The organism is Cytobacillus stercorigallinarum, from assembly GCF_014836495.1.
GTDB lineage: Bacteria > Bacillota > Bacilli > Bacillales > Cytobacillaceae > Cytobacillus > Cytobacillus stercorigallinarum.
Window position 1 is genome coordinate 35878 of sequence record NZ_JACSQT010000013.1, and the last position, 17690, is coordinate 53567.

Annotated in this window: 25 protein-coding genes and 1 riboswitch; of the genes, 2 read left to right on the top strand and 23 right to left on the bottom strand. The window is 40.4% G+C overall.

Annotated features, from left to right (window positions below; translation table 11 throughout):
- Positions 1-17: 17 nt before the first annotated feature.
- From secY to rpsJ, 22 genes are read right to left on the bottom strand one after another with little or no spacing between them, the layout of a single operon-like run.
- Positions 18-1313: a preprotein translocase subunit SecY gene (secY, locus tag H9655_RS19310; protein WP_191816885.1), complete on the bottom strand. Its 1296-nt coding sequence runs from the start codon at positions 1311-1313 to the stop codon at positions 18-20.
- Positions 1313-1753, bottom strand: a complete 441-nt coding sequence (rplO, locus tag H9655_RS19315; RefSeq protein ID WP_191816886.1) for a 50S ribosomal protein L15 — start codon at positions 1751-1753, stop codon at positions 1313-1315. The genes secY and rplO overlap by 1 nt, the downstream gene beginning before the upstream one ends.
- 34 nt (positions 1754-1787) lie before the next feature.
- The gene (gene rpmD, locus H9655_RS19320; RefSeq protein WP_191816887.1) at positions 1788-1970 is read right to left on the bottom strand and encodes a 50S ribosomal protein L30; all 183 of its coding nucleotides are present in this window, start codon (positions 1968-1970) and stop codon (positions 1788-1790) included.
- A gap of 13 nt (positions 1971-1983) precedes the next feature.
- Positions 1984-2484 carry a 30S ribosomal protein S5 gene (gene rpsE, locus H9655_RS19325; RefSeq protein ID WP_095371208.1) on the bottom strand — a complete coding sequence of 167 codons (501 nt, stop codon included), beginning with the start codon at positions 2482-2484 and terminating at the stop codon, positions 1984-1986.
- Between the two features lie 23 nt (positions 2485-2507).
- Entirely contained in the window at positions 2508-2870 is a 363-nt protein-coding gene (gene rplR, locus H9655_RS19330; protein ID WP_191816888.1) for a 50S ribosomal protein L18, read from the bottom strand.
- 32 nt (positions 2871-2902) lie between these two features.
- Complete coding sequence (rplF, locus tag H9655_RS19335) at positions 2903-3442, bottom strand: 50S ribosomal protein L6 (RefSeq protein ID WP_191816889.1); 540 nt, start codon at positions 3440-3442, stop codon at positions 2903-2905.
- Between the two features lie 31 nt (positions 3443-3473).
- Positions 3474-3872, bottom strand: a complete 399-nt coding sequence (gene rpsH, locus H9655_RS19340) for a 30S ribosomal protein S8 (RefSeq protein WP_095371211.1) — start codon at positions 3870-3872, stop codon at positions 3474-3476.
- 29 nt (positions 3873-3901) lie between these two features.
- On the bottom strand, positions 3902-4087 hold the full coding sequence (gene rpsN, locus H9655_RS19345; RefSeq protein ID WP_009499044.1) for a 30S ribosomal protein S14: 186 nt from the start codon (positions 4085-4087) through the stop codon (positions 3902-3904).
- Positions 4088-4112: 25 nt separating this feature from the next.
- A complete protein-coding gene (gene rplE, locus H9655_RS19350; protein WP_191816890.1) occupies positions 4113-4652 on the bottom strand; it encodes a 50S ribosomal protein L5 in 540 nt (179 codons plus the stop codon).
- A 26-nt stretch (positions 4653-4678) separates the two neighbouring features.
- Positions 4679-4990, bottom strand: a complete 312-nt coding sequence (gene rplX, locus H9655_RS19355) for a 50S ribosomal protein L24 (protein WP_095371213.1) — start codon at positions 4988-4990, stop codon at positions 4679-4681.
- A gap of 36 nt (positions 4991-5026) precedes the next feature.
- Positions 5027-5395, bottom strand: coding sequence for a 50S ribosomal protein L14 (gene rplN / locus H9655_RS19360; protein ID WP_095371214.1), 369 nt, complete (start codon positions 5393-5395; stop codon positions 5027-5029).
- A 41-nt stretch (positions 5396-5436) separates the two neighbouring features.
- A complete protein-coding gene (gene rpsQ / locus H9655_RS19365; protein WP_191816891.1) occupies positions 5437-5700 on the bottom strand; it encodes a 30S ribosomal protein S17 in 264 nt (87 codons plus the stop codon).
- 21 nt (positions 5701-5721) lie between these two features.
- Positions 5722-5922, bottom strand: coding sequence for a 50S ribosomal protein L29 (gene rpmC, locus H9655_RS19370; protein ID WP_009336588.1), 201 nt, complete (start codon positions 5920-5922; stop codon positions 5722-5724).
- Complete coding sequence (gene rplP, locus H9655_RS19375) at positions 5912-6346, bottom strand: 50S ribosomal protein L16 (protein WP_095371216.1); 435 nt, start codon at positions 6344-6346, stop codon at positions 5912-5914. The genes rpmC and rplP overlap by 11 nt, the downstream gene beginning before the upstream one ends.
- A gap of 1 nt (position 6347) precedes the next feature.
- Positions 6348-7004, bottom strand: coding sequence for a 30S ribosomal protein S3 (rpsC, locus tag H9655_RS19380; protein WP_095371217.1), 657 nt, complete (start codon positions 7002-7004; stop codon positions 6348-6350).
- A 3-nt stretch (positions 7005-7007) separates the two neighbouring features.
- Entirely contained in the window at positions 7008-7349 is a 342-nt protein-coding gene (rplV, locus tag H9655_RS19385; protein WP_095371218.1) for a 50S ribosomal protein L22, read from the bottom strand.
- 18 nt (positions 7350-7367) lie between these two features.
- Positions 7368-7646 (bottom strand): 30S ribosomal protein S19, encoded by a 279-nt coding sequence (rpsS, locus tag H9655_RS19390; RefSeq protein ID WP_095371219.1) that lies wholly within the window; start codon positions 7644-7646, stop codon positions 7368-7370.
- A gap of 60 nt (positions 7647-7706) precedes the next feature.
- Positions 7707-8537 carry a 50S ribosomal protein L2 gene (gene rplB / locus H9655_RS19395; RefSeq protein ID WP_095371220.1) on the bottom strand — a complete coding sequence of 277 codons (831 nt, stop codon included), beginning with the start codon at positions 8535-8537 and terminating at the stop codon, positions 7707-7709.
- 28 nt (positions 8538-8565) lie between these two features.
- Entirely contained in the window at positions 8566-8850 is a 285-nt protein-coding gene (rplW, locus tag H9655_RS19400; protein WP_095371221.1) for a 50S ribosomal protein L23, read from the bottom strand.
- Entirely contained in the window at positions 8850-9473 is a 624-nt protein-coding gene (gene rplD / locus H9655_RS19405; RefSeq protein ID WP_095371222.1) for a 50S ribosomal protein L4, read from the bottom strand. The genes rplW and rplD overlap by 1 nt, the downstream gene beginning before the upstream one ends.
- A 24-nt stretch (positions 9474-9497) precedes the next feature.
- A complete protein-coding gene (rplC, locus tag H9655_RS19410) occupies positions 9498-10127 on the bottom strand; it encodes a 50S ribosomal protein L3 (protein ID WP_095371223.1) in 630 nt (209 codons plus the stop codon).
- Between the two features lie 36 nt (positions 10128-10163).
- On the bottom strand, positions 10164-10472 hold the full coding sequence (gene rpsJ, locus H9655_RS19415; RefSeq protein ID WP_003348621.1) for a 30S ribosomal protein S10: 309 nt from the start codon (positions 10470-10472) through the stop codon (positions 10164-10166).
- 357 nt (positions 10473-10829) lie between these two features.
- A riboswitch (SAM riboswitch) is annotated at positions 10830-10943 on the top strand.
- A 102-nt stretch (positions 10944-11045) separates the two neighbouring features.
- Between rpsJ and H9655_RS19420 the strand changes: the two genes are divergently transcribed.
- Both H9655_RS19420 and metH read left to right on the top strand, forming a co-directional pair.
- The gene (locus tag H9655_RS19420; protein ID WP_191816892.1) at positions 11046-12902 is read left to right on the top strand and encodes a bifunctional homocysteine S-methyltransferase/methylenetetrahydrofolate reductase; all 1857 of its coding nucleotides are present in this window, start codon (positions 11046-11048) and stop codon (positions 12900-12902) included.
- Entirely contained in the window at positions 12880-16305 is a 3426-nt protein-coding gene (gene metH, locus H9655_RS19425) for a methionine synthase (RefSeq protein WP_191816893.1), read from the top strand. Before H9655_RS19420 ends, metH begins: the two co-directional genes overlap by 23 nt.
- Positions 16306-16400: 95 nt before the next feature.
- Here the strand turns inward: metH and tuf are convergent, their stop codons facing one another.
- The gene (gene tuf / locus H9655_RS19430; protein WP_095371226.1) at positions 16401-17588 is read right to left on the bottom strand and encodes an elongation factor Tu; all 1188 of its coding nucleotides are present in this window, start codon (positions 17586-17588) and stop codon (positions 16401-16403) included.
- Positions 17589-17690: the final 102 nt, after the last annotated feature.

Here is a 17690-nt window from a genome sequence, read left to right on the forward strand (position 1 = left end):
TGTCCCCTTAAACCTTTCTATTTGATAAAACCTTTATAATGACGTTTAACTAGCTGAGACTCTAACTGCTTGTAAGTGTCAAGAGCTACACCAATCACGATTAGTAAGCTTGTTCCACCGATTTGAGCAGTTTCTGGTAGCCCTGCAACATTAATGAAGAACATTGGAATGATTGCAATTGCTGTTAAGAAAAGAGCACCAACAAAAGTTAAACGATATAAAACTTTCGTTAAATATTCCTGTGTGTTTTTACCAGGACGGATACCTGGTACATAACCACCTTGATTCTTCAAGTTATCAGAGACTTTCTCTGGGTTTACTTGAATGAATGCATAGAAATATGTGAAAGCAATAATTAATGCAGCATAGATGACCATACCGATTGGCTCAGTATAATCAAATATCTTCTGGATCCAAGTCGTTACACTGTTCGATTCAAAAAAGCCTGCAATCGTTCGTGGTGTAATGATAAATGAAATCGCAAAGATAACAGGGATAACACCTGCAGCATTTACTTTTAAAGGTAAATGAGTGTTTTGAACACCTACTGGCGTCTTACCTGCTGATGCACGTTTTGCATATTGTACTGGAATTTTTCTTAATGCCTGTTGGATAAAGATTGTTCCAACTACAATAGCAATAACCGCAAGCACGATAAGTACGAGGGTTACGATACGTAGGAATAATTGATCTCCAGCACCTTCAATTTGCTGCGCATAAATTTGGTTAGCGATGGAAGGAATACCGGCAACAATTCCAGCGAAGATAATAATAGAGATACCATTACCAACACCTTTTTCCGTAATTTGCTCCCCTAACCACATTAAAAAAGCAGTTCCTGCAGTTAATACTGTAGCAATTAATAAATAAGAGCCAATACCCTGATTTTCAATTAACATGCCACCAGCAAGATTATTAAACCCGTAAGACATACCAAGAGCTTGGATAAAACCAAGCACGATAGTAAAGTATCGTGTAAACTGAGCTAGTTTACGACGACCTGCCTCACCTTGCTTAGCCCATTCCGTAAATTTCGGCACAACATCCATTTGTAGTAACTGAACAATGATTGATGCTGTAATATACGGCATGATTCCCATCGCAAGAATTGAGAAGTTTAATAACGCACCGCCACCAAATACATTCAAGACACCAAATACACTCATTTGATCCTGTGACTGTAAAATTTGTGCATTCACCCCTGGAACGGGGATAAATGTGCCGATGCGAAATACAATTAACATTAATAGGGTGAAAATAATCTTTCTTCTTATGTCACCCACGCGCATAAAATTGGAGATTGTCTGAAGCATTAGATCACCTCGGCTTTACCGCCGGCAGCTTCGATTGCTTCTTTAGCCGCAGCAGAGAATTTATGAGCTTTCACTGTAAGCTTTTTCTCTACGTTGCCTTTAGCAAGAACTTTGATTCCTGCTTTTTCGTTACTTACAACACCCGTTTCAATAAGAAGCTCTGGAGTAATTTCCGCTCCATCTTCAAAACGATTAAGTGCGTCAAGATTAACTACCGCATATTCTTTACGGTTAATGTTAGTGAATCCGCGTTTTGGTAAGCGTCTGAATAAAGGTGTTTGACCACCTTCGAATCCAGGACGTACGCCGCCGCCAGAACGAGCATTTTGACCTTTATGTCCCTTACCAGCAGTTTTACCGTTACCTGAACCAATACCGCGACCTTTGCGTTTACGTTCTTGACGTGAACCTTCTGCAGGTTTTAATTCATGAAGTTTCATGTTGGCACCTCCTTATTTTGTAGAAGATCGAAAATTATTTTTCAGTTACCGTTACAAGATGAGCAACTTTATTAATCATACCACGGATGGCAGGATTGTCTTGGTGCTCAACTGTTTGGTGCATTTTGCGTAATCCAAGAGCTTTGACTGTTTGGCGTTGGTCCTCAGGGCGACCAATCACACTGCGAGTGAGGGTAACTTCTAGTTTATTCGCCATTTGATTTCCCTCCTTATCCTAACAGTTCTTCTACTGATAAACCACGTAACTTAGCTACGTCTTCAGCACGTTTTAATTGTTGTAGACCATCTAGTGTTGCGCGAACCATGTTAATTGGTGTGTTTGTACCCAATGATTTAGAAAGGATATCGCCTACACCCGCTAACTCTAGTACCGCACGAACAGGTCCACCAGCGATAACTCCTGTACCTTCATAGGCAGGTTTTAGAAGAATTTCGCCAGCTCCGAAGTGACCGATTACTTCGTGAGGAATTGTTGTTCCAACCATAGGAACTTCAATTAAGTTTTTCTTCGCATCTTCAATTGCTTTGCGAATAGCTTCTGGTACCTCTTGAGCTTTACCTGTACCAAAGCCAACGTTACCGTTTTTATCTCCAACTACTACAAGAGCAGAGAATCTGAAACGACGTCCACCTTTAACAACCTTAGCTACACGGTTTACCGTAACTACGCGCTCTTCAAGTTCAAGTTTGTTTGGATCAATACGACGCATTCTATATGTCCCTCCTTTGTCTATTAAAATTCTAACCCGTTTTCGCGAGCAGCATCTGCTAACGCTTTAACACGACCATGATATAAGTATCCTCCACGGTCAAATACGATTGATTTCAATCCTTTTGCTTCCGCACGTTTAGCGATTAATTCGCCGACTTTAACAGCCGCATCAACGTTGCCTGTAGCTTCAATACCAGCTTCTTTGTCTTGTGTAGACGCGCTAGCAAGAGTTACTCCGTTCACATCGTCAATTAATTGTGCATAAATGTGCTTGTTTGAGCGATACACATTTAGACGAGGACGAGCCGCAGTGCCAGAAAGTTTAGATCTTACGCGAGCGTGTCTTTTCTTACGCACTGCATTTTTATCAGCCTTCGTAATCATTTCGGTCACTCCTTTCGTTTAGCTATGCAGCATTACTTACCTGTTTTACCTTCTTTACGACGAACATATTCTCCTTCATACCTAATACCTTTTCCTTTGTAAGGTTCTGGAGGACGAACGTCACGAATGTTAGCCGCTAAAGCGCCTACACGTTCTTTACTTGCACCTTTTACTACTACTTTCGTATTAGCTGGTACTTCGATTTCGATACCTTCTTCAGGTTCGATTTCAACTGGGTGAGAGTATCCAACGTTCAATACAAGCTTTTTACCTTGTTTTTGGGCACGGTAACCGACACCGATAAGTTCTAAGCCTTTTTCGAAGCCTTTAGATACACCTTCAACCATGTTTGCGATCAAAGCACGAGTTGTACCATGAAGCGCACGGTGTTCTTTTTGATCAGAAGGACGCACGATGTTGATTACGTTCTCTTCGATGTTAATTGCGATATCTTTATTAAAAGTGTGAGAAAGCTCACCTTTAGGACCCTTTACAATAACGTGATGATTTTCATCAACAGTTACAGTTACTCCACTAGGGATTTCAATTGGTTTTTTACCTATACGGGACATTTATTGCACCTCCATTCTTTCTGAAACTATATTACCAAACGTACGCTAGTACTTCTCCGCCTACTTGTTTCGCGCGAGCTTCTTTGTCTGTAAGAACGCCTTGAGAAGTAGAAACGAGTGCGATACCAAGACCGTTAAGTACGCGTGGTACCTCATCAGCTTTAGCATAAACACGAAGACCAGGTTTACTGATACGTTTTAATCCTGTGATTACACGCTCATTTTTAGCACCGTATTTTAAGAAAATGCGGATAATGCCTTGCTTGTTATCTTCGATAAACTCTACATCACGTACGAAGCCTTCACGCTTAAGGATTTCAGCAACTTCTTTTTTAATATTAGAAGCAGGAACTTCTAATTTTTCGTGACGAACCATGTTCGCATTACGGATGCGAGTTAGCAAATCTGCAATTGGATCTGTCATGACCATTGTTTTTACCTCCTTCCCTAACTTTGGGTTTACCAGCTAGCTTTTTTAACGCCAGGAATTTGTCCTTTATATGCTAATTCACGGAAACAAATACGGCAAAGCTTAAATTTACGGTATACAGAATGTGGACGTCCACAACGTTCGCAACGTGTATATTCTTGTACCTTGTATTTAGGCGTGCGTTTTTGTTTCGCAATCATTGACTTTTTAGCCACGTTTTCGCCTCCCTCTAATTAACGATTACTTTTGGAATGGCATTCCAAATTGTGTTAAAAGTTCACGAGCTTCTTCATCAGTATTGGCAGTTGTTACGATAACGATATCCATACCACGAACTTTGCTTACTTTATCGTAATCGATCTCAGGGAAGATCAATTGCTCTTTAATACCAAGTGTGTAATTTCCGCGTCCGTCGAAAGACTTTTTAGAAATACCACGGAAGTCACGTACACGTGGAAGAGAAACAGATACTAATTTATCGAAGAATTCGTACATGCGTTCTCCACGTAAAGTAACTTTCGCTCCGATTGGCATACCTTCACGTAAGCGGAAGCCAGCGATTGATTTTTTCGCGCGAGTGATAACAGGTTTTTGACCTGCAAGTAGTGTTAATTCCTCAACAGCATTATCTAATGCTTTAGAGTTTTGCACTGCATCACCCACACCCATGTTGATAACGATTTTTTCAAGTTTTGGTACTTGCATTACTGATTTATAGTTAAACTTGCTCACAAGAGCAGGAGTAATTTCTTTTACATGTTTTTCTTTTAGGCGGTTCATCGATTGTACCTCCCTTCTTCATTGATCTATTTATCTAAAGATTCACCTGATTTTTTTGCTACACGCACTTTTTTCCCATCAACCGTTTGATAGCCTACGCGAGTTGGTTCACCAGATTTAGGGTCAACCGGCATAACGTTTGATACATGAATAGGTGCTTCTTGGCTAAGGATTCCACCTTGAGGATTCAAGTTAGATGGTTTAGCGTGTTTCTTTACGATATTAACACCTTCTACAAGAACGCGTTCTTGTTTTGGGTAAGCAGCAAGAATAACGCCTGATTTGCCTTTATCCTTACCAGAGATGACCATTACTTTATCACCTTTTTTTACATGCATCTGTGTGCACCTCCTTAAAGGCATTTTGTTTAATTTTTATAGTACTTCTGGAGCTAATGATACGATTTTCATGAAGTTGTTCTCGCGTAGTTCACGAGCAACTGGTCCAAAGATACGTGTACCACGAGGACCTTTATCGTCACGAATAATTACACATGCGTTTTCATCAAAACGGATGTATGTGCCATCTTTACGACGAACGCCACTCTTTGTACGAACGACAACAGCTTTAACAACATCACCTTTTTTAACAACGCCACCTGGTGTTGCTTGTTTCACTGTGCAAACAATTACATCACCAATGTTAGCAGTTTTACGGCCTGATCCACCTAAAACTTTAATTGTAAGTACTTCACGAGCACCAGAGTTATCAGCAACTTTTAAACGTGATTCTTGTTGAATCATCTGTGTAACCTCCCTTCGGGATCAAACATATTTCCGAACAATTAGATAATAACTGCTTTCTCAACAACTTCAACTAGACGGAAGCGTTTAGTCGCAGATAATGGGCGAGTTTCCATGATACGAACGATATCGCCGATTTTTGCTTCATTGTGCTCATCATGAGCTTTAAACTTTTTAGAGTACTTTACGCGTTTGCCGTATAATGGATGCTTTTTGTATGTTTCGACTAAAACAGTAACAGTTTTATCCATTTTGTCTGAAACAACGCGTCCAGAGTATACTTTGCGTTGGTTACGTTCACTCATTGTGCGAACCTCCTCTCAATATCACTTGCTAAAACCAATTTCTCTTTCACGGATAACAGTTTTCATACGAGCAATTGCTTTACGCACTTCACGGATGCGAGCTGTGTTTTCCAGTTGTCCAGTCGCCAATTGAAAGCGTAGATTAAAAAGCTCTTCTTTTAATGATTTCACTTTTTGTTCTATTTCGGCAGTGGTAAGGTCACGAATTTCATTAGCTTTCATTTGATTCACCACCAATTTCTTCTCGTTTTACAAACTTACATTTAACTGGAAGTTTGTGTGCTGCAAGACGTAGCGCTTCACGAGCGATCTCTTCAGATACACCTGCAATTTCAAACATTACTTTACCAGGCTTAACAACTGCAACCCATCCTTCAGGAGCACCCTTACCAGAACCCATTCGGACTTCAAGAGGCTTAGCAGTGTATGGCTTATGCGGGAATATTTTAATCCAAACTTTACCGCCACGTTTCATGTAACGAGTCATTGCAATACGGGCAGATTCGATTTGACGGTTAGTGATCCAAGAAGCATCTTGAGCTTGTAGACCATATTCACCGAATGTTACTTCAGTACCACCTTTTGCTTGACCGCGCATTTTTCCACGGTGTACACGACGATATTTTACGCGTTTTGGCAATAGCATATTATTTGCCTCCTTCCCCATTATTCTTCTTTGTAGGAAGCACCTCTCCACGATAGATCCATACTTTTACGCCTAACTTACCGTAAGTCGTATCTGCTTCTGCTGTAGCATAATCAATGTCAGCACGAAGAGTATGAAGTGGTACAGTTCCTTCGCTATAAGATTCAGAACGAGCGATATCAGCACCGCCAAGACGTCCAGATACCATTGTTTTGATACCTTTCGCTCCTGCGCGCATAGCACGTTGAATAGTTTGTTTTTGAGCACGACGGAATGATACGCGGTTTTCCAATTGACGAGCAATGTTTTCCGCTACTAATTTCGCGTCGATGTCAGCTTTTTTGATTTCAAGAATATTGATGTGAACACGTTTGCCAGTAAGTGCGTTAAGTGCTTTACGCAACGCTTCTACCTCAGTACCACCTTTACCGATAACCATTCCTGGTTTTGCAGTATGGACTGTGATATTTAAGCGGTTAGCTGCACGTTCGATTTCTACTTTAGAAACAGATGCATCGCTTAAGCGTTTTGTGATGTACTCACGAACTTTCAGGTCTTCGTGTAAAAGATCAGCGTAGTCTTTACCTGCGTACCATTTTGACTCCCAATCACGGATGACACCGATACGCAAACCGACTGGATTTACTTTTTGACCCACAGATTATCCCTCCTTCTTTTCTGATACAACGATTGTGATGTGACTTGTGCGTTTGTTGATTGCGCTAGCACGACCTTGTGCACGTGGACGGAAACGTTTTAAAGTTGGTCCTTCGTCAACAAATGCTTGCTCAACTACTAGATTATTAACGTCCATTTCGTAGTTGTGCTCTGCGTTAGCTAGTGCAGATTTTAATACTTTTTCTACGATTGGAGAAGCAGCTTTTGGAGTTAGATTTAAAATCGCTACCGCTTCACCTACTTGCTTACCTCGAATTAAATCTACGACTAAACGAGCTTTACGAGGAGCAATACGAACTGTTCTTGCAACAGCTTTAGCTTGCATTATAATGCCCTCCTCTCATTAACGTCTTGTTTTCTTATCATCATTACCATGGCCTTTGTATGCACGTGTTGGAGCAAATTCTCCAAGTTTGTGGCCTACCATATCTTCAGTAACATAAACAGGCACATGTTTGCGACCATCATACACTGCGATAGTGTGTCCGATGAATTGTGGGAAGATCGTAGAACGGCGAGACCAAGTCTTCACTACTTGCTTGCCATCAGTTTCATTTAACTTTTCGATCTTTGTCATTAAATGTTCGTCAACAAAAGGTCCTTTTTTTAAGCTGCGACCCATGATTGAACCTCCCTTCGTGATTGTTCTACGGCCCTTCTTTGGAACCGTAGTTCAATCCCGTTATTTTTTACGACGACGTACGATAAATTTATCAGATTGATTGTTTTTCTTACGTGTTTTGTATCCAAGAGTTGGTTTACCCCAAGGAGACATAGGTGATTTACGACCGATAGGCGCTTTACCTTCACCACCACCGTGTGGGTGATCGTTAGGGTTCATAACAGATCCACGTACAGTTGGGCGTTTACCTAACCAACGAGAACGACCGGCTTTACCGATGTTAATCAATTCGTGTTGTTCGTTACCAACTTGACCTACAGTAGCGCGGCAAGTAGCAAGAATCATACGAACTTCACCAGAGTTTAAGCGTACTAATACGTATTTACCTTCTTTACCAAGTACTTGTGCACTTGTTCCAGCAGAACGTACTAACTGTCCACCTTTACCAGGTTTAAGTTCGATGTTGTGGATTACAGTACCCACAGGAATGTTTGTAAGTGGTAATGCATTACCTACTTTGATATCTGCTTCAGGACCAGACATTACTTCTGCGCCTACTTTAAGAGTCTTAGGAGCTAGGATGTAACGCTTTTCTCCATCTACATAGTTAATTAGTGCAATGTTAGCTGAGCGGTTTGGATCATACTCGACTGTAGCAACGCGACCTGGTATTCCATCTTTGTCACGTTTGAAGTCGATGATACGATATTGACGTTTATGACCGCCGCCTTGATGACGAACTGTCAACTTACCTTGGTTGTTACGGCCACCTTTGCGCTTTACTGGAGCAAGCAAAGATTTTTCTGGTTTGTCTGTAGTGATTTCTGCGAAATCAGATACCGTCATGCCGCGACGACCATTAGAGGTAGGTTTGTATTTTTTAATCGCCATTTGATTTCCCTCCTCTTCTTGTTAGAAATTAAGCTTCAAAGATTTCGATTTCTTTGCTGTCAGCAGTTAGTTTAACAATCGCTTTACGGCGTTTGTTTGTATAACCACCGAATTTACCCATGCGCTTGAATTTACCTTTGTAGTTCATGATGTTCACTTTTTCAACTTTTACATCAAAGATTTCTTGAACAGCATCTTTAACTTGAGTTTTATTAGCTCTTACATCAACTTCAAATGTATATTTTTTGTCAGCCATGATGTCAGTAGAACGTTCAGTGATAACGGGGCGCTTAATGATATCGCGTGCATCCATTATGCAAGCACCTCCTCTACTTTTTCGACCGCTTGCTTCGTCATGATCAATTTATCATGATTTAAAACGTCTAATACGCTGATTCCGTTAGCAGTAACAACTGTTACTCCAGGGATGTTACGAGCAGATAATGCTACGTTTTCATCGATGTCTGCAGTTACGATTAACGCTTTAGAATCTACAGAAAGACCTTTAAGTAGACCTTTAAAGTCTTTTGTTTTTGGAGCTTCGAAAGATAGAGTTTCTAATACTAGAATGTTCTCTTCCGCAACTTTAGTAGATAACGCTGATTTGATAGCTAAGCGACGAACTTTTTTAGGTAATTTGTAGCTATAGCTGCGTGGTACAGGACCAAATACAGTACCGCCTCCGCGCCATTGTGGTGAACGAATTGAACCTTGACGAGCACGACCTGTGCCTTTTTGACGCCATGGTTTACGTCCTCCGCCAGCTACTTCAGAACGAATTTTAGTTTTATGAGTTCCTTGACGTAGAGAAGCTCTTTGCATAATAACAGCTTCAAACATCACGTGGTTGTTTGGCTCGATACCAAAGATTGAGTCGTTCAGCTCAATATCGCCAACTTGTGAACCACTTTGGTTTAATAATGCAACTTTAGGCATTCTTACTTCCTCCTTTCCGGGTTATTACTTTGCTTTAACCGCACTTACTAGTTTTAGAAGCGCTTTTTTAGAGCCAGGTACATTACCTTTTACTAATAGAAGATTGCGTTCTGCATCTACTTTTACGATTTCAAGGTTTTGTACAGTGATTTGTTCTCCGCCCATGCGACCAGGTAATAATTTACCTTTAAATACGCGGTTTGGAGCAACAGGACCCATTGAACCTGGGCGACGGTGGTAACGTGAACCGTGTGCCATTGGTCCGCGAGATTGTCCGTGGCGTTTAATTGCACCTTGGAAACCTTTACCTTTTGAAATTCCTGTTACATCAATTTTTTCACCTTCAGCGAAAATATCAACTTTGACTTCCTGACCAACTTCATACTCAGCTAAGTCAGCTCCGCGTAATTCGCGAACGAAGCGCTTAGGAGTAGTATCAGCTTTAGCAGCGTGTCCTTTTTCCGGTTTGTTTGAAAGCTTTTCGCGTTTATCTTCAAAACCGATTTGGATTGCTTCGTATCCATCAGTATCAACTGATTTCTTTTGAAGAACAACGTTTGGAGTAGCTTCAACCACTGTTACCGGGATAAGATCACCGTTTTCAGCAAATACTTGAGTCATACCAATCTTTCTTCCTAAGATTCCTTTGGTCATTTCAGTCACACCTCCTAGATTGTTTTAATGTATTAATTAAAGTTTAATTTCAATATCAACACCAGATGGTAAGTCTAAACGCATTAATGAATCGACTGTTTGTGGTGTTGGATTAATGATGTCGATTAAACGTTTGTGTGTACGCATTTCGAATTGCTCACGAGAATCTTTATATTTATGCACCGCACGAAGAATTGTGTAAACTGACTTTTCAGTTGGCAATGGAATTGGACCAGATACAGCCGCACCAGAGCGTTTTGCAGTTTCAACGATTTTTTCAGCAGATTGATCAAGAATTCTGTGATCATAAGCTTTTAAACGAATACGAATTTTTTGTTTTGCCATTATTTTCCCTCCTTTTCGCCTATTTTCATATAGACATTCTCCGTGAAAATTTCCCACACACTCGCCATGGCAAAGCGGCCGGGTGTGTCAGCAACCTTTCACTTCATCGCAGTCAAAGACCAACATTGTCTATTATACAGAAAAGACATAACAAATGCAACCATTGATTGCGTTTCTCTCTGTTCTGCACACTTTTAACATTATAACTGCTGTGAATAGTGTTTTCAAGTATATCTTCCTCTTTACAGCACTTTCTAAATTAACACCTATTCATGTTATTATTTTCAAATTTTCTAAATTTTCATTTGACAAATATAGGCCCTTTCATGTAAATTTTACTCAATAAAATATTTTTATTTCTTATCACGAGAGGTTGAGGGAAAGGCCCGATGACACCTCAGCAACCATCAATAGTAAATCGCTATTGAAAAGGTGCTAATTCCTACAAGCTATGTGCTTGAAAGATGAGAAGATGACTATAATAATAGGCCTTCTTCTTGAAGGCCTTTTTTATTTTCTTTTTGGCTTCTCATCCATTGAATTCAAAAAATATGAATTGAAGGAGTGAGACCTTTGAACTTTCTTGAAAAAATGAAGAACCAAGTATTAATTGGTGACGGTGCGATCGGTACACTTCTTTACTCTTATGGTACGGATACATGTTTTGAAGAGTTGAACCTCTCAGCACCGGAACAAATTCAGGGCATTCATCAAGCTTATCTCCATGCAGGTGCTGATTTAATTCAAACAAATTCCTATGCTGCGAATTATTTAAAATTGAAACGATACGGCCTAGAGGATTCAGTCAAAGAAATTAATAGCGCGGCTGTTAAACTGGCACGGTCTAGTATTCAAGAACATCAGGCATATGTGCTTGGCACAATTGGAGGTGTAAGAGGATTAACCCCCCTCGCTATCCCTCTAGATGAAATTAAACGTAACTTTCGCGAACAGCTATACTGCTTATTGTTAGAAGGCGTAGATGGGCTCCTTCTTGAAACATTTTATGATTTAGAAGAACTCGAAACAGTTCTCTCTATTGCCCGAAAAGAAACGGATATACCAATTATTGCACAAGTGTCTTTACAAGAAATCGCTATTTTACAAAATGGGATGTTAATTAATGACGCTATAAAAAGATTAGAAGCTAACAGGGCAGATGTTGTCGGAGTAAACTGCCGTTTAGGGCCACATCATATGTTAGAAACACTCTCCTCCGTTGAATTACCTCAACACGCGTTTCTATCTGTATATCCAAATGCAAGTCTACCTGCCTATATCGATGGGACGATTCAATATAAGGAGGGCGAAGACTATTTTAGAAAATCAGCGCAGTCCTTCCTTAAACAAGGTGTTCGACTGCTTGGCGGCTGCTGCGGAACAACACCTGGCCATATTAAAGCATTTGCCGATGAAGTTAAACATGCTGTACCTATTCTTGAAAAACAAGTAACTAATAGAAAGAAACCTAAAATAGAGAGAATGACGATCAAACGTACCAATACACCATTAGAGACACTTGTACAAGAGAAACGCACCATCATCGTCGAACTAGACCCACCTAAGAAGCTATCAACTGCTAAATTTTTTGAAGGGGCCAGAGCCTTAAAAGATGCTGGGGTTGATGCAATCACACTCGCAGATAACTCACTTGCCACACCGCGAATTGCAAATGAAGCGCTAGCACATATCATCCAAAAAGAAACAAACGTCCGGCCACTTGTTCACCTCTCCTGTAGAGACCGAAACTTAATCGGCTTACAATCACATCTCATGGGCCTCCATACATTAGGGTTGCATGATATTTTAGCTATTACAGGAGATCCGGCAAGGGTTGGTAATTTCCCAGGCGCTTCATCTGTATTTGATTTATCTTCCTTTGAATTAATAGAAATGATTAAACAATTTAATGAAGGAATCTCCCCTTCAGGCTCTGAACTTGGTGAAAATGCCGTCTTTTCTGTCGGGGCAGCGTTTAACCCTCATGTAAAAGCATTGGACAAAGCAGTTATCCGACTTGAAAGGAAAATAAAAGCAGGCGCTGATTATTTCGTGTCACAGCCCGTTTTTTCGGTAACACAACTATTGGAGATCCATGAAGCAACTAAGCATCTTTCCACACCTATTTTCATCGGAATGATGCCACTGATTAGCAGTAAAAATGCAGAGTATCTTCATAACGAAGTGCCTGGTATCAAAATTACACAAATAATCCGCGACAGAATGGCAAAAGCGGTTAACCCGATTCAAGCTGAGAAAGAAGGCTTATTAATTACAAAGGAGTTAATCGATGCAAGCTTAGAACTCTTTCAAGGCATCTATCTTGTTACCCCTTTCCTTAGATATCAACTTACAACTGAACTGACCAATTATATTAAAAGAAAAGATCGACAGAAGGAGCATCATTATGTCAAAAGTATCCATCACTAAACAAATGAAAAAAAAGATTTTAATCATGGATGGAGCAATGGGTACCATGCTACAAGAAGCCCATCTAACAGCAGATGATTTTGGTGGTGAGGATTTAGAAGGATGCAATGAACACCTCACACTTACGCGGCCTGAATTGATTCAATCCATTCATGAAGCTTATCTTTCAGCAGGGGCAGATATCATTGAAACAAATACATTCGGAGCGACGCGTATCGTTTTAGAAGAATACAATATTGGCCATTTAAGTGAATGGTTAAACCGTAGAGCTGCTGAAATCGCTATAAAAGCAGCCCATAAATACGACCAGCCTAATCATCCCCGTTATGTAGCTGGATCAATGGGGCCAACCACTAAGACATTAAGCGTCACCGGCGGAACAACTTTTGAGCAATTAGTCATTGATTATCGTACACAAGCGAAAGGCCTTATTGATGGTGGTGTAGATTTATTATTGATAGAAACAAGTCAAGATCTCCTCAATGTAAAAGCAGCTTTTCTAGGAATTAACAAAGCCTTTCAGGATACAAAGAAAGAACTCCCTATTATGATTTCAGGGACAATTGAGCCGATGGGCACGACTTTGGCAGGGCAAAACATCGAAGCTTTTTACATTTCCGTAGAGCATATGAAACCAATAGCTGTTGGGCTCAACTGCGCAACTGGACCGGAATTTATGCAAGAGCATATTCGCTCTCTTGCCCAACTCTCTTCAACTGGCGTGAGCTGTTATCCTAATGCAGGTTTACCAGATGAAGACGGTTGTTATCACGAAACAGCAGAATCTCTGTCTACAAAACTTTTGGATTTTGCCAAACAGGGGTGGGTGAATATCGTCGGTGGTTGTTGTGGTACCACACCAGCGCATATCAGAGCAATTAGTCAAGCATTAGCCCATGTGCCACCCCGTCCCATTACAAAAAAGAGACAGCATAAACTATCTGGTATCGAGCCCCTTACCTATGATGAGTCTATTAGGCCGATTATGGTTGGGGAGCGGACAAATGTCATTGGCTCGAAAAAATTCAAACGCTTGATTAATGAAGGAAAGTATGAAGAAGCATCAGAAATAGCTAGAGCTCAAGTTAAAAACGGAGCAAGCGTCATTGATATATGTCTCGCTGACCCTGATCGTAATGAGATAGAAGATATGGACTATTTTTTAGCGGAAGTAACGAAAAAGATCAAAGTTCCTTTAGTCATTGATTCAACTGACGATGAAGTTATCGCTAAAGCACTCACTTACTCTCAAGGCAAAGCTATAATCAATTCGATTAACTTAGAAGATGGGGAAGAGCGATTTGCCTTTGCTGCCAAGCTTATTCATCAGTACGGAGCCGCCATTGTTGTCGGTACCATTGATGAGGAAGGCATGGCCATCACAGCTGAAAATAAGCTAGCTATAGCTAATCGGGCCTATCACATCCTCGTTGAGCAGTATCAAGTACCTCCAGAGGATATTATCTTCGACCCTCTCGTTTTTCCTGTCGGCACTGGAGATGAACAATATATTGGTTCAGCTAAAGAAACAGTACTTGGTATTAAACTTATTAAAGAAGCTCTGCCCGAGGCGAAAACGATTCTAGGCATTAGTAATGTGTCCTTTGGTCTCCCAAATGTGGGGAGAGAAATTTTAAATTCAGTCTTCCTTTTTCATTGCACGAAAGCCGGACTAGACTATGCAATCGTCAATACCGAAAGGCTAGAGCGCTTCCCCAGCATCCCTAAAGATGAAGTTGAATTAGCAGAAAAGCTTCTCTTTCAAACAAACGATAACATTTTAGCTGACTTTACTGACTTTTATCGTGATAAGAAGAAAGAAAAAAGGATCGAAACCCATTTACTATCATTAGAAGAACGTTTATCACACTATATTATAGAAGGAACAAAAGAAGGCCTCCTCCCAGATTTAGAAAAAGCGTTAGTGAAATACCCAAGTCCATTAGATATCATCAACGGACCATTAATGAATGGCATGGCAGAAGTAGGTAGATTATTTAATGATAATCAATTAATTGTTGCAGAGGTCTTACAAAGTGCAGAAGTGATGAAAGCATCAGTCGCCTTTTTAGAACCTTATATGGAAAATGATCAACAAACATCTACAAGTAAGGGAAAAGTTTTACTTGCTACCGTCAAAGGGGATGTCCATGATATTGGCAAGAATCTCGTAGATATTATTCTCTCTAACAATGGATTTGAAACCATTGATCTTGGAATAAAAGTCTCTTCTGCTGATCTTATCGCAGCCATTCGGAAGGAAAACCCCGACATAATTGGGCTCTCTGGCTTACTCGTAAAATCCGCACAACAAATGGCTTTAACGGCAAAGGACTTACAGGATGCCCATATTCAAACCCCCATTATGGTCGGTGGAGCGGCCTTATCTCGCAAATTTACGAATAATAAAATCGCACCTAACTATAAAGGCCTCGTCTTATATGCAAAAGATGCAATGACCGGTCTCAGTTTAGCTAATGATATCCGAGAACCAAGTCGCTATCATGAATTATTTCAAGCACAAATCTCGAGAGCGGCACAAATAATCACGGAAGAAGATTCATTGATCAAAAAATATCCAAAACAACCAACCGTTGCAGTGAAAACCGTTCAAGAAGCTCCTATTTTTCAACCGCAAGACTTAAAGAGACATTTAATTACAAATCTCTCTTTCCACCATATTGAACCATATATAAACCGAAAAATGCTGCTATATCATCTTGGGGTTAAGAATCAAAAAAGGGAGCTCATGAATGAAAAACTGGAAAAGGTGAATTTCATGCTAGACTCACTGATTCATGAAATCATTAAAAATAACTGGATACAAGCAAAGGCTACCTACCAATTTTTCAAAGCAAGGGCTAATGGAAATGGTGTCATAATATTAGATAAAGACGAACGTGCTATTGAAAAATTTGCATTCCCTCGACAAGAAAAAGGGAAAAATCTTTGTCTTGCTGATTACCTAAGAGAAAAGCAAACAGACTATGTATGTTTTTTTGCTGTAACAGCTGGAAAGGGAATACGACAAGCAGCTACACATTTAAAAGAGGAAGGCAGGTTTCTAGAAAGTCATGCATTGCAAGCACTTGCTTTAGAAACAGCTGAGGGACTCGCTGAGTATATTCATCGACAGATTAGAGATAAATGGGGCTTCCCAGATCATCCAACAATGACGATGGAGGACCGTTTTGCAGCGAAATATCAAGGACAACGCTTTTCATTCGGTTATCCAGCTTGCCCAAATTTAGAAGATCAAGCAAAGTTATTTCGTCTTATAAAACCAGAGGATATTGATATCGAATTAACAGAGGGTTTTATGATGGAACCTGAAGCTTCTGTTACAGCAATGGTGTTTTCACATCCCGAAGCAAGATACTTTAATGTCCACGCCTCTTCATGATTTTTGTAAAAAAAGGCATAAAGAAAAAGCAGCCGGCGTCCCGACTGCTTTTTCTATGAAAGGCGTCCCCTTCAAATATATTAAATCAAAAGTTATTACTCAACGATTGTAGCAACTACGCCAGCGCCTACAGTACGTCCACCCTCACGGATAGAGAATTTAGTACCTTCTTCGATAGCGATTGGAGAGATAAGTTCAACGTTCATTTCGATGTTATCTCCAGGCATAACCATTTCTACACCTTCAGGAAGGTTACAAATACCAGTTACATCAGTTGTACGGAAGTAGAACTGAGGACGGTAGTTTGTGAAGAATGGAGTGTGACGTCCACCTTCTTCTTTAGATAAAACGTAAACTTCAGCTTTGAACTTTACGTGTGGAGTGATTGAAGCTGGTTTAGCTAATACTTGACCACGTTGGATATCTTCACGTGCAACACCACGAAGAAGAGCACCAATGTTATCTCCTGCTTCAGCATAATCAAGAAGCTTACGGAACATTTCAACACCTGTTACAGTAGTTGATTTTGGTTCTTCAGCAAGACCGATGATTTCGATAGTATCACCGACTTTAACTTGTCCACGCTCAACACGACCTGTAGCAACAGTACCACGACCAGTGATTGAGAATACATCCTCAACTGGCATCATGAATGGTTTTTCAGTGTCACGAGTTGGAGTTGGGATATACTCATCAACTGCTGCCATTAATTCAATGATTTTTTCTTCCCACGCAGCATCTCCTTCAAGAGCTTTAAGCGCAGAACCTTTAATTACAGGAATATCGTCACCAGGGAATTCATATTCAGAAAGAAGGTCACGAACTTCCATTTCTACTAATTCAAGTAATTCTTCGTCGTCTACCATGTCACATTTGTTCATGAATACAACAAGGTAAGGTACACCTACTTGACGAGAAAGAAGGATGTGCTCACGAGTTTGTGGCATTGGGCCATCAGCAGCAGATACTACCAGGATACCGCCGTCCATTTGTGCAGCACCAGTGATCATGTTTTTAACATAGTCAGCGTGACCTGGGCAGTCAACGTGTGCATAGTGACGGTTTTCAGTTTCGTACTCAACGTGTGCAGTAGAGATTGTGATACCACGTTCTCTTTCTTCTGGAGCAGCATCGATTTGGTCATATCCACGAGCTTCACCGCCGCCTGCTTTCGCAAGTACAGTTGTGATTGCTGCTGTTAATGTAGTTTTACCATGGTCAACGTGTCCGATAGTTCCGATGTTAACATGGGGTTTTGAACGGTCAAATTTTTCTTTAGCCATTAGGAAAATCCTCCTTTAAATTTAAATAAATTAAGTATTTGATTGACATTGGTCGGTGGCTACCTTCCAATGTCAGGGTACTTACAATGATAGTTATACTTG

Excerpts from the sequence above, each read along its gene's own strand:
- rplX (WP_095371213.1), bottom strand. The coding sequence starts at position 4,990 with ATGCATGTAAAAAAAGGTGATAAAGTAATGGTCATCTCTGGTAAGGAT.
- rpsS (WP_095371219.1), bottom strand. The coding sequence starts at position 7,646 with ATGGGTCGCAGCTTAAAAAAAGGACCTTTTGTTGACGAACATTTAATG.
- rpmD (WP_191816887.1), bottom strand. The coding sequence starts at position 1,970 with ATGGCGAATAAACTAGAAGTTACCCTCACTCGCAGTGTGATTGGTCGC.
- rpmC (WP_009336588.1), bottom strand. The coding sequence starts at position 5,922 with ATGAAAGCTAATGAAATTCGTGACCTTACCACTGCCGAAATAGAACAA.
- rpsQ (WP_191816891.1), bottom strand. The coding sequence starts at position 5,700 with ATGAGTGAACGTAACCAACGCAAAGTATACTCTGGACGCGTTGTTTCA.
- rplE (WP_191816890.1), bottom strand. The coding sequence starts at position 4,652 with ATGAACCGCCTAAAAGAAAAACATGTAAAAGAAATTACTCCTGCTCTT.
- rpsH (WP_095371211.1), bottom strand. The coding sequence starts at position 3,872 with ATGGTCATGACAGATCCAATTGCAGATTTGCTAACTCGCATCCGTAAT.
- rplP (WP_095371216.1), bottom strand. The coding sequence starts at position 6,346 with ATGCTATTGCCAAAACGCGTAAAATATCGTCGTGTACACCGTGGAAAA.
- rplB (WP_095371220.1), bottom strand. The coding sequence starts at position 8,537 with ATGGCGATTAAAAAATACAAACCTACCTCTAATGGTCGTCGCGGCATG.
- rpsJ (WP_003348621.1), bottom strand. The coding sequence starts at position 10,472 with ATGGCAAAACAAAAAATTCGTATTCGTTTAAAAGCTTATGATCACAGA.
- rplO (WP_191816886.1), bottom strand. The coding sequence starts at position 1,753 with ATGAAACTTCATGAATTAAAACCTGCAGAAGGTTCACGTCAAGAACGT.
- rplV (WP_095371218.1), bottom strand. The coding sequence starts at position 7,349 with ATGCAAGCTAAAGCTGTTGCAAGAACAGTTCGTATTGCTCCTCGTAAA.
- rplF (WP_191816889.1), bottom strand. The coding sequence starts at position 3,442 with ATGTCCCGTATAGGTAAAAAACCAATTGAAATCCCTAGTGGAGTAACT.
- rplW (WP_095371221.1), bottom strand. The coding sequence starts at position 8,850 with ATGGATGCACGCGATATCATTAAGCGCCCCGTTATCACTGAACGTTCT.
- rplN (WP_095371214.1), bottom strand. The coding sequence starts at position 5,395 with ATGATTCAACAAGAATCACGTTTAAAAGTTGCTGATAACTCTGGTGCT.
- rpsE (WP_095371208.1), bottom strand. The coding sequence starts at position 2,484 with ATGCGTCGTATTGATCCAAACAAACTTGAACTTGAAGAGCGCGTAGTT.
- rplR (WP_191816888.1), bottom strand. The coding sequence starts at position 2,870 with ATGATTACGAAGGCTGATAAAAATGCAGTGCGTAAGAAAAGACACGCT.
- metH (WP_191816893.1), top strand. The coding sequence starts at position 12,880 with ATGTCAAAAGTATCCATCACTAAACAAATGAAAAAAAAGATTTTAATC.
- tuf (WP_095371226.1), bottom strand. The coding sequence starts at position 17,588 with ATGGCTAAAGAAAAATTTGACCGTTCAAAACCCCATGTTAACATCGGA.
- rplC (WP_095371223.1), bottom strand. The coding sequence starts at position 10,127 with ATGACCAAAGGAATCTTAGGAAGAAAGATTGGTATGACTCAAGTATTT.
- rplD (WP_095371222.1), bottom strand. The coding sequence starts at position 9,473 with ATGCCTAAAGTTGCATTATTAAACCAAAGTGGTTCACAAGTTGGCGAT.
- secY (WP_191816885.1), bottom strand. The coding sequence starts at position 1,313 with ATGCTTCAGACAATCTCCAATTTTATGCGCGTGGGTGACATAAGAAGA.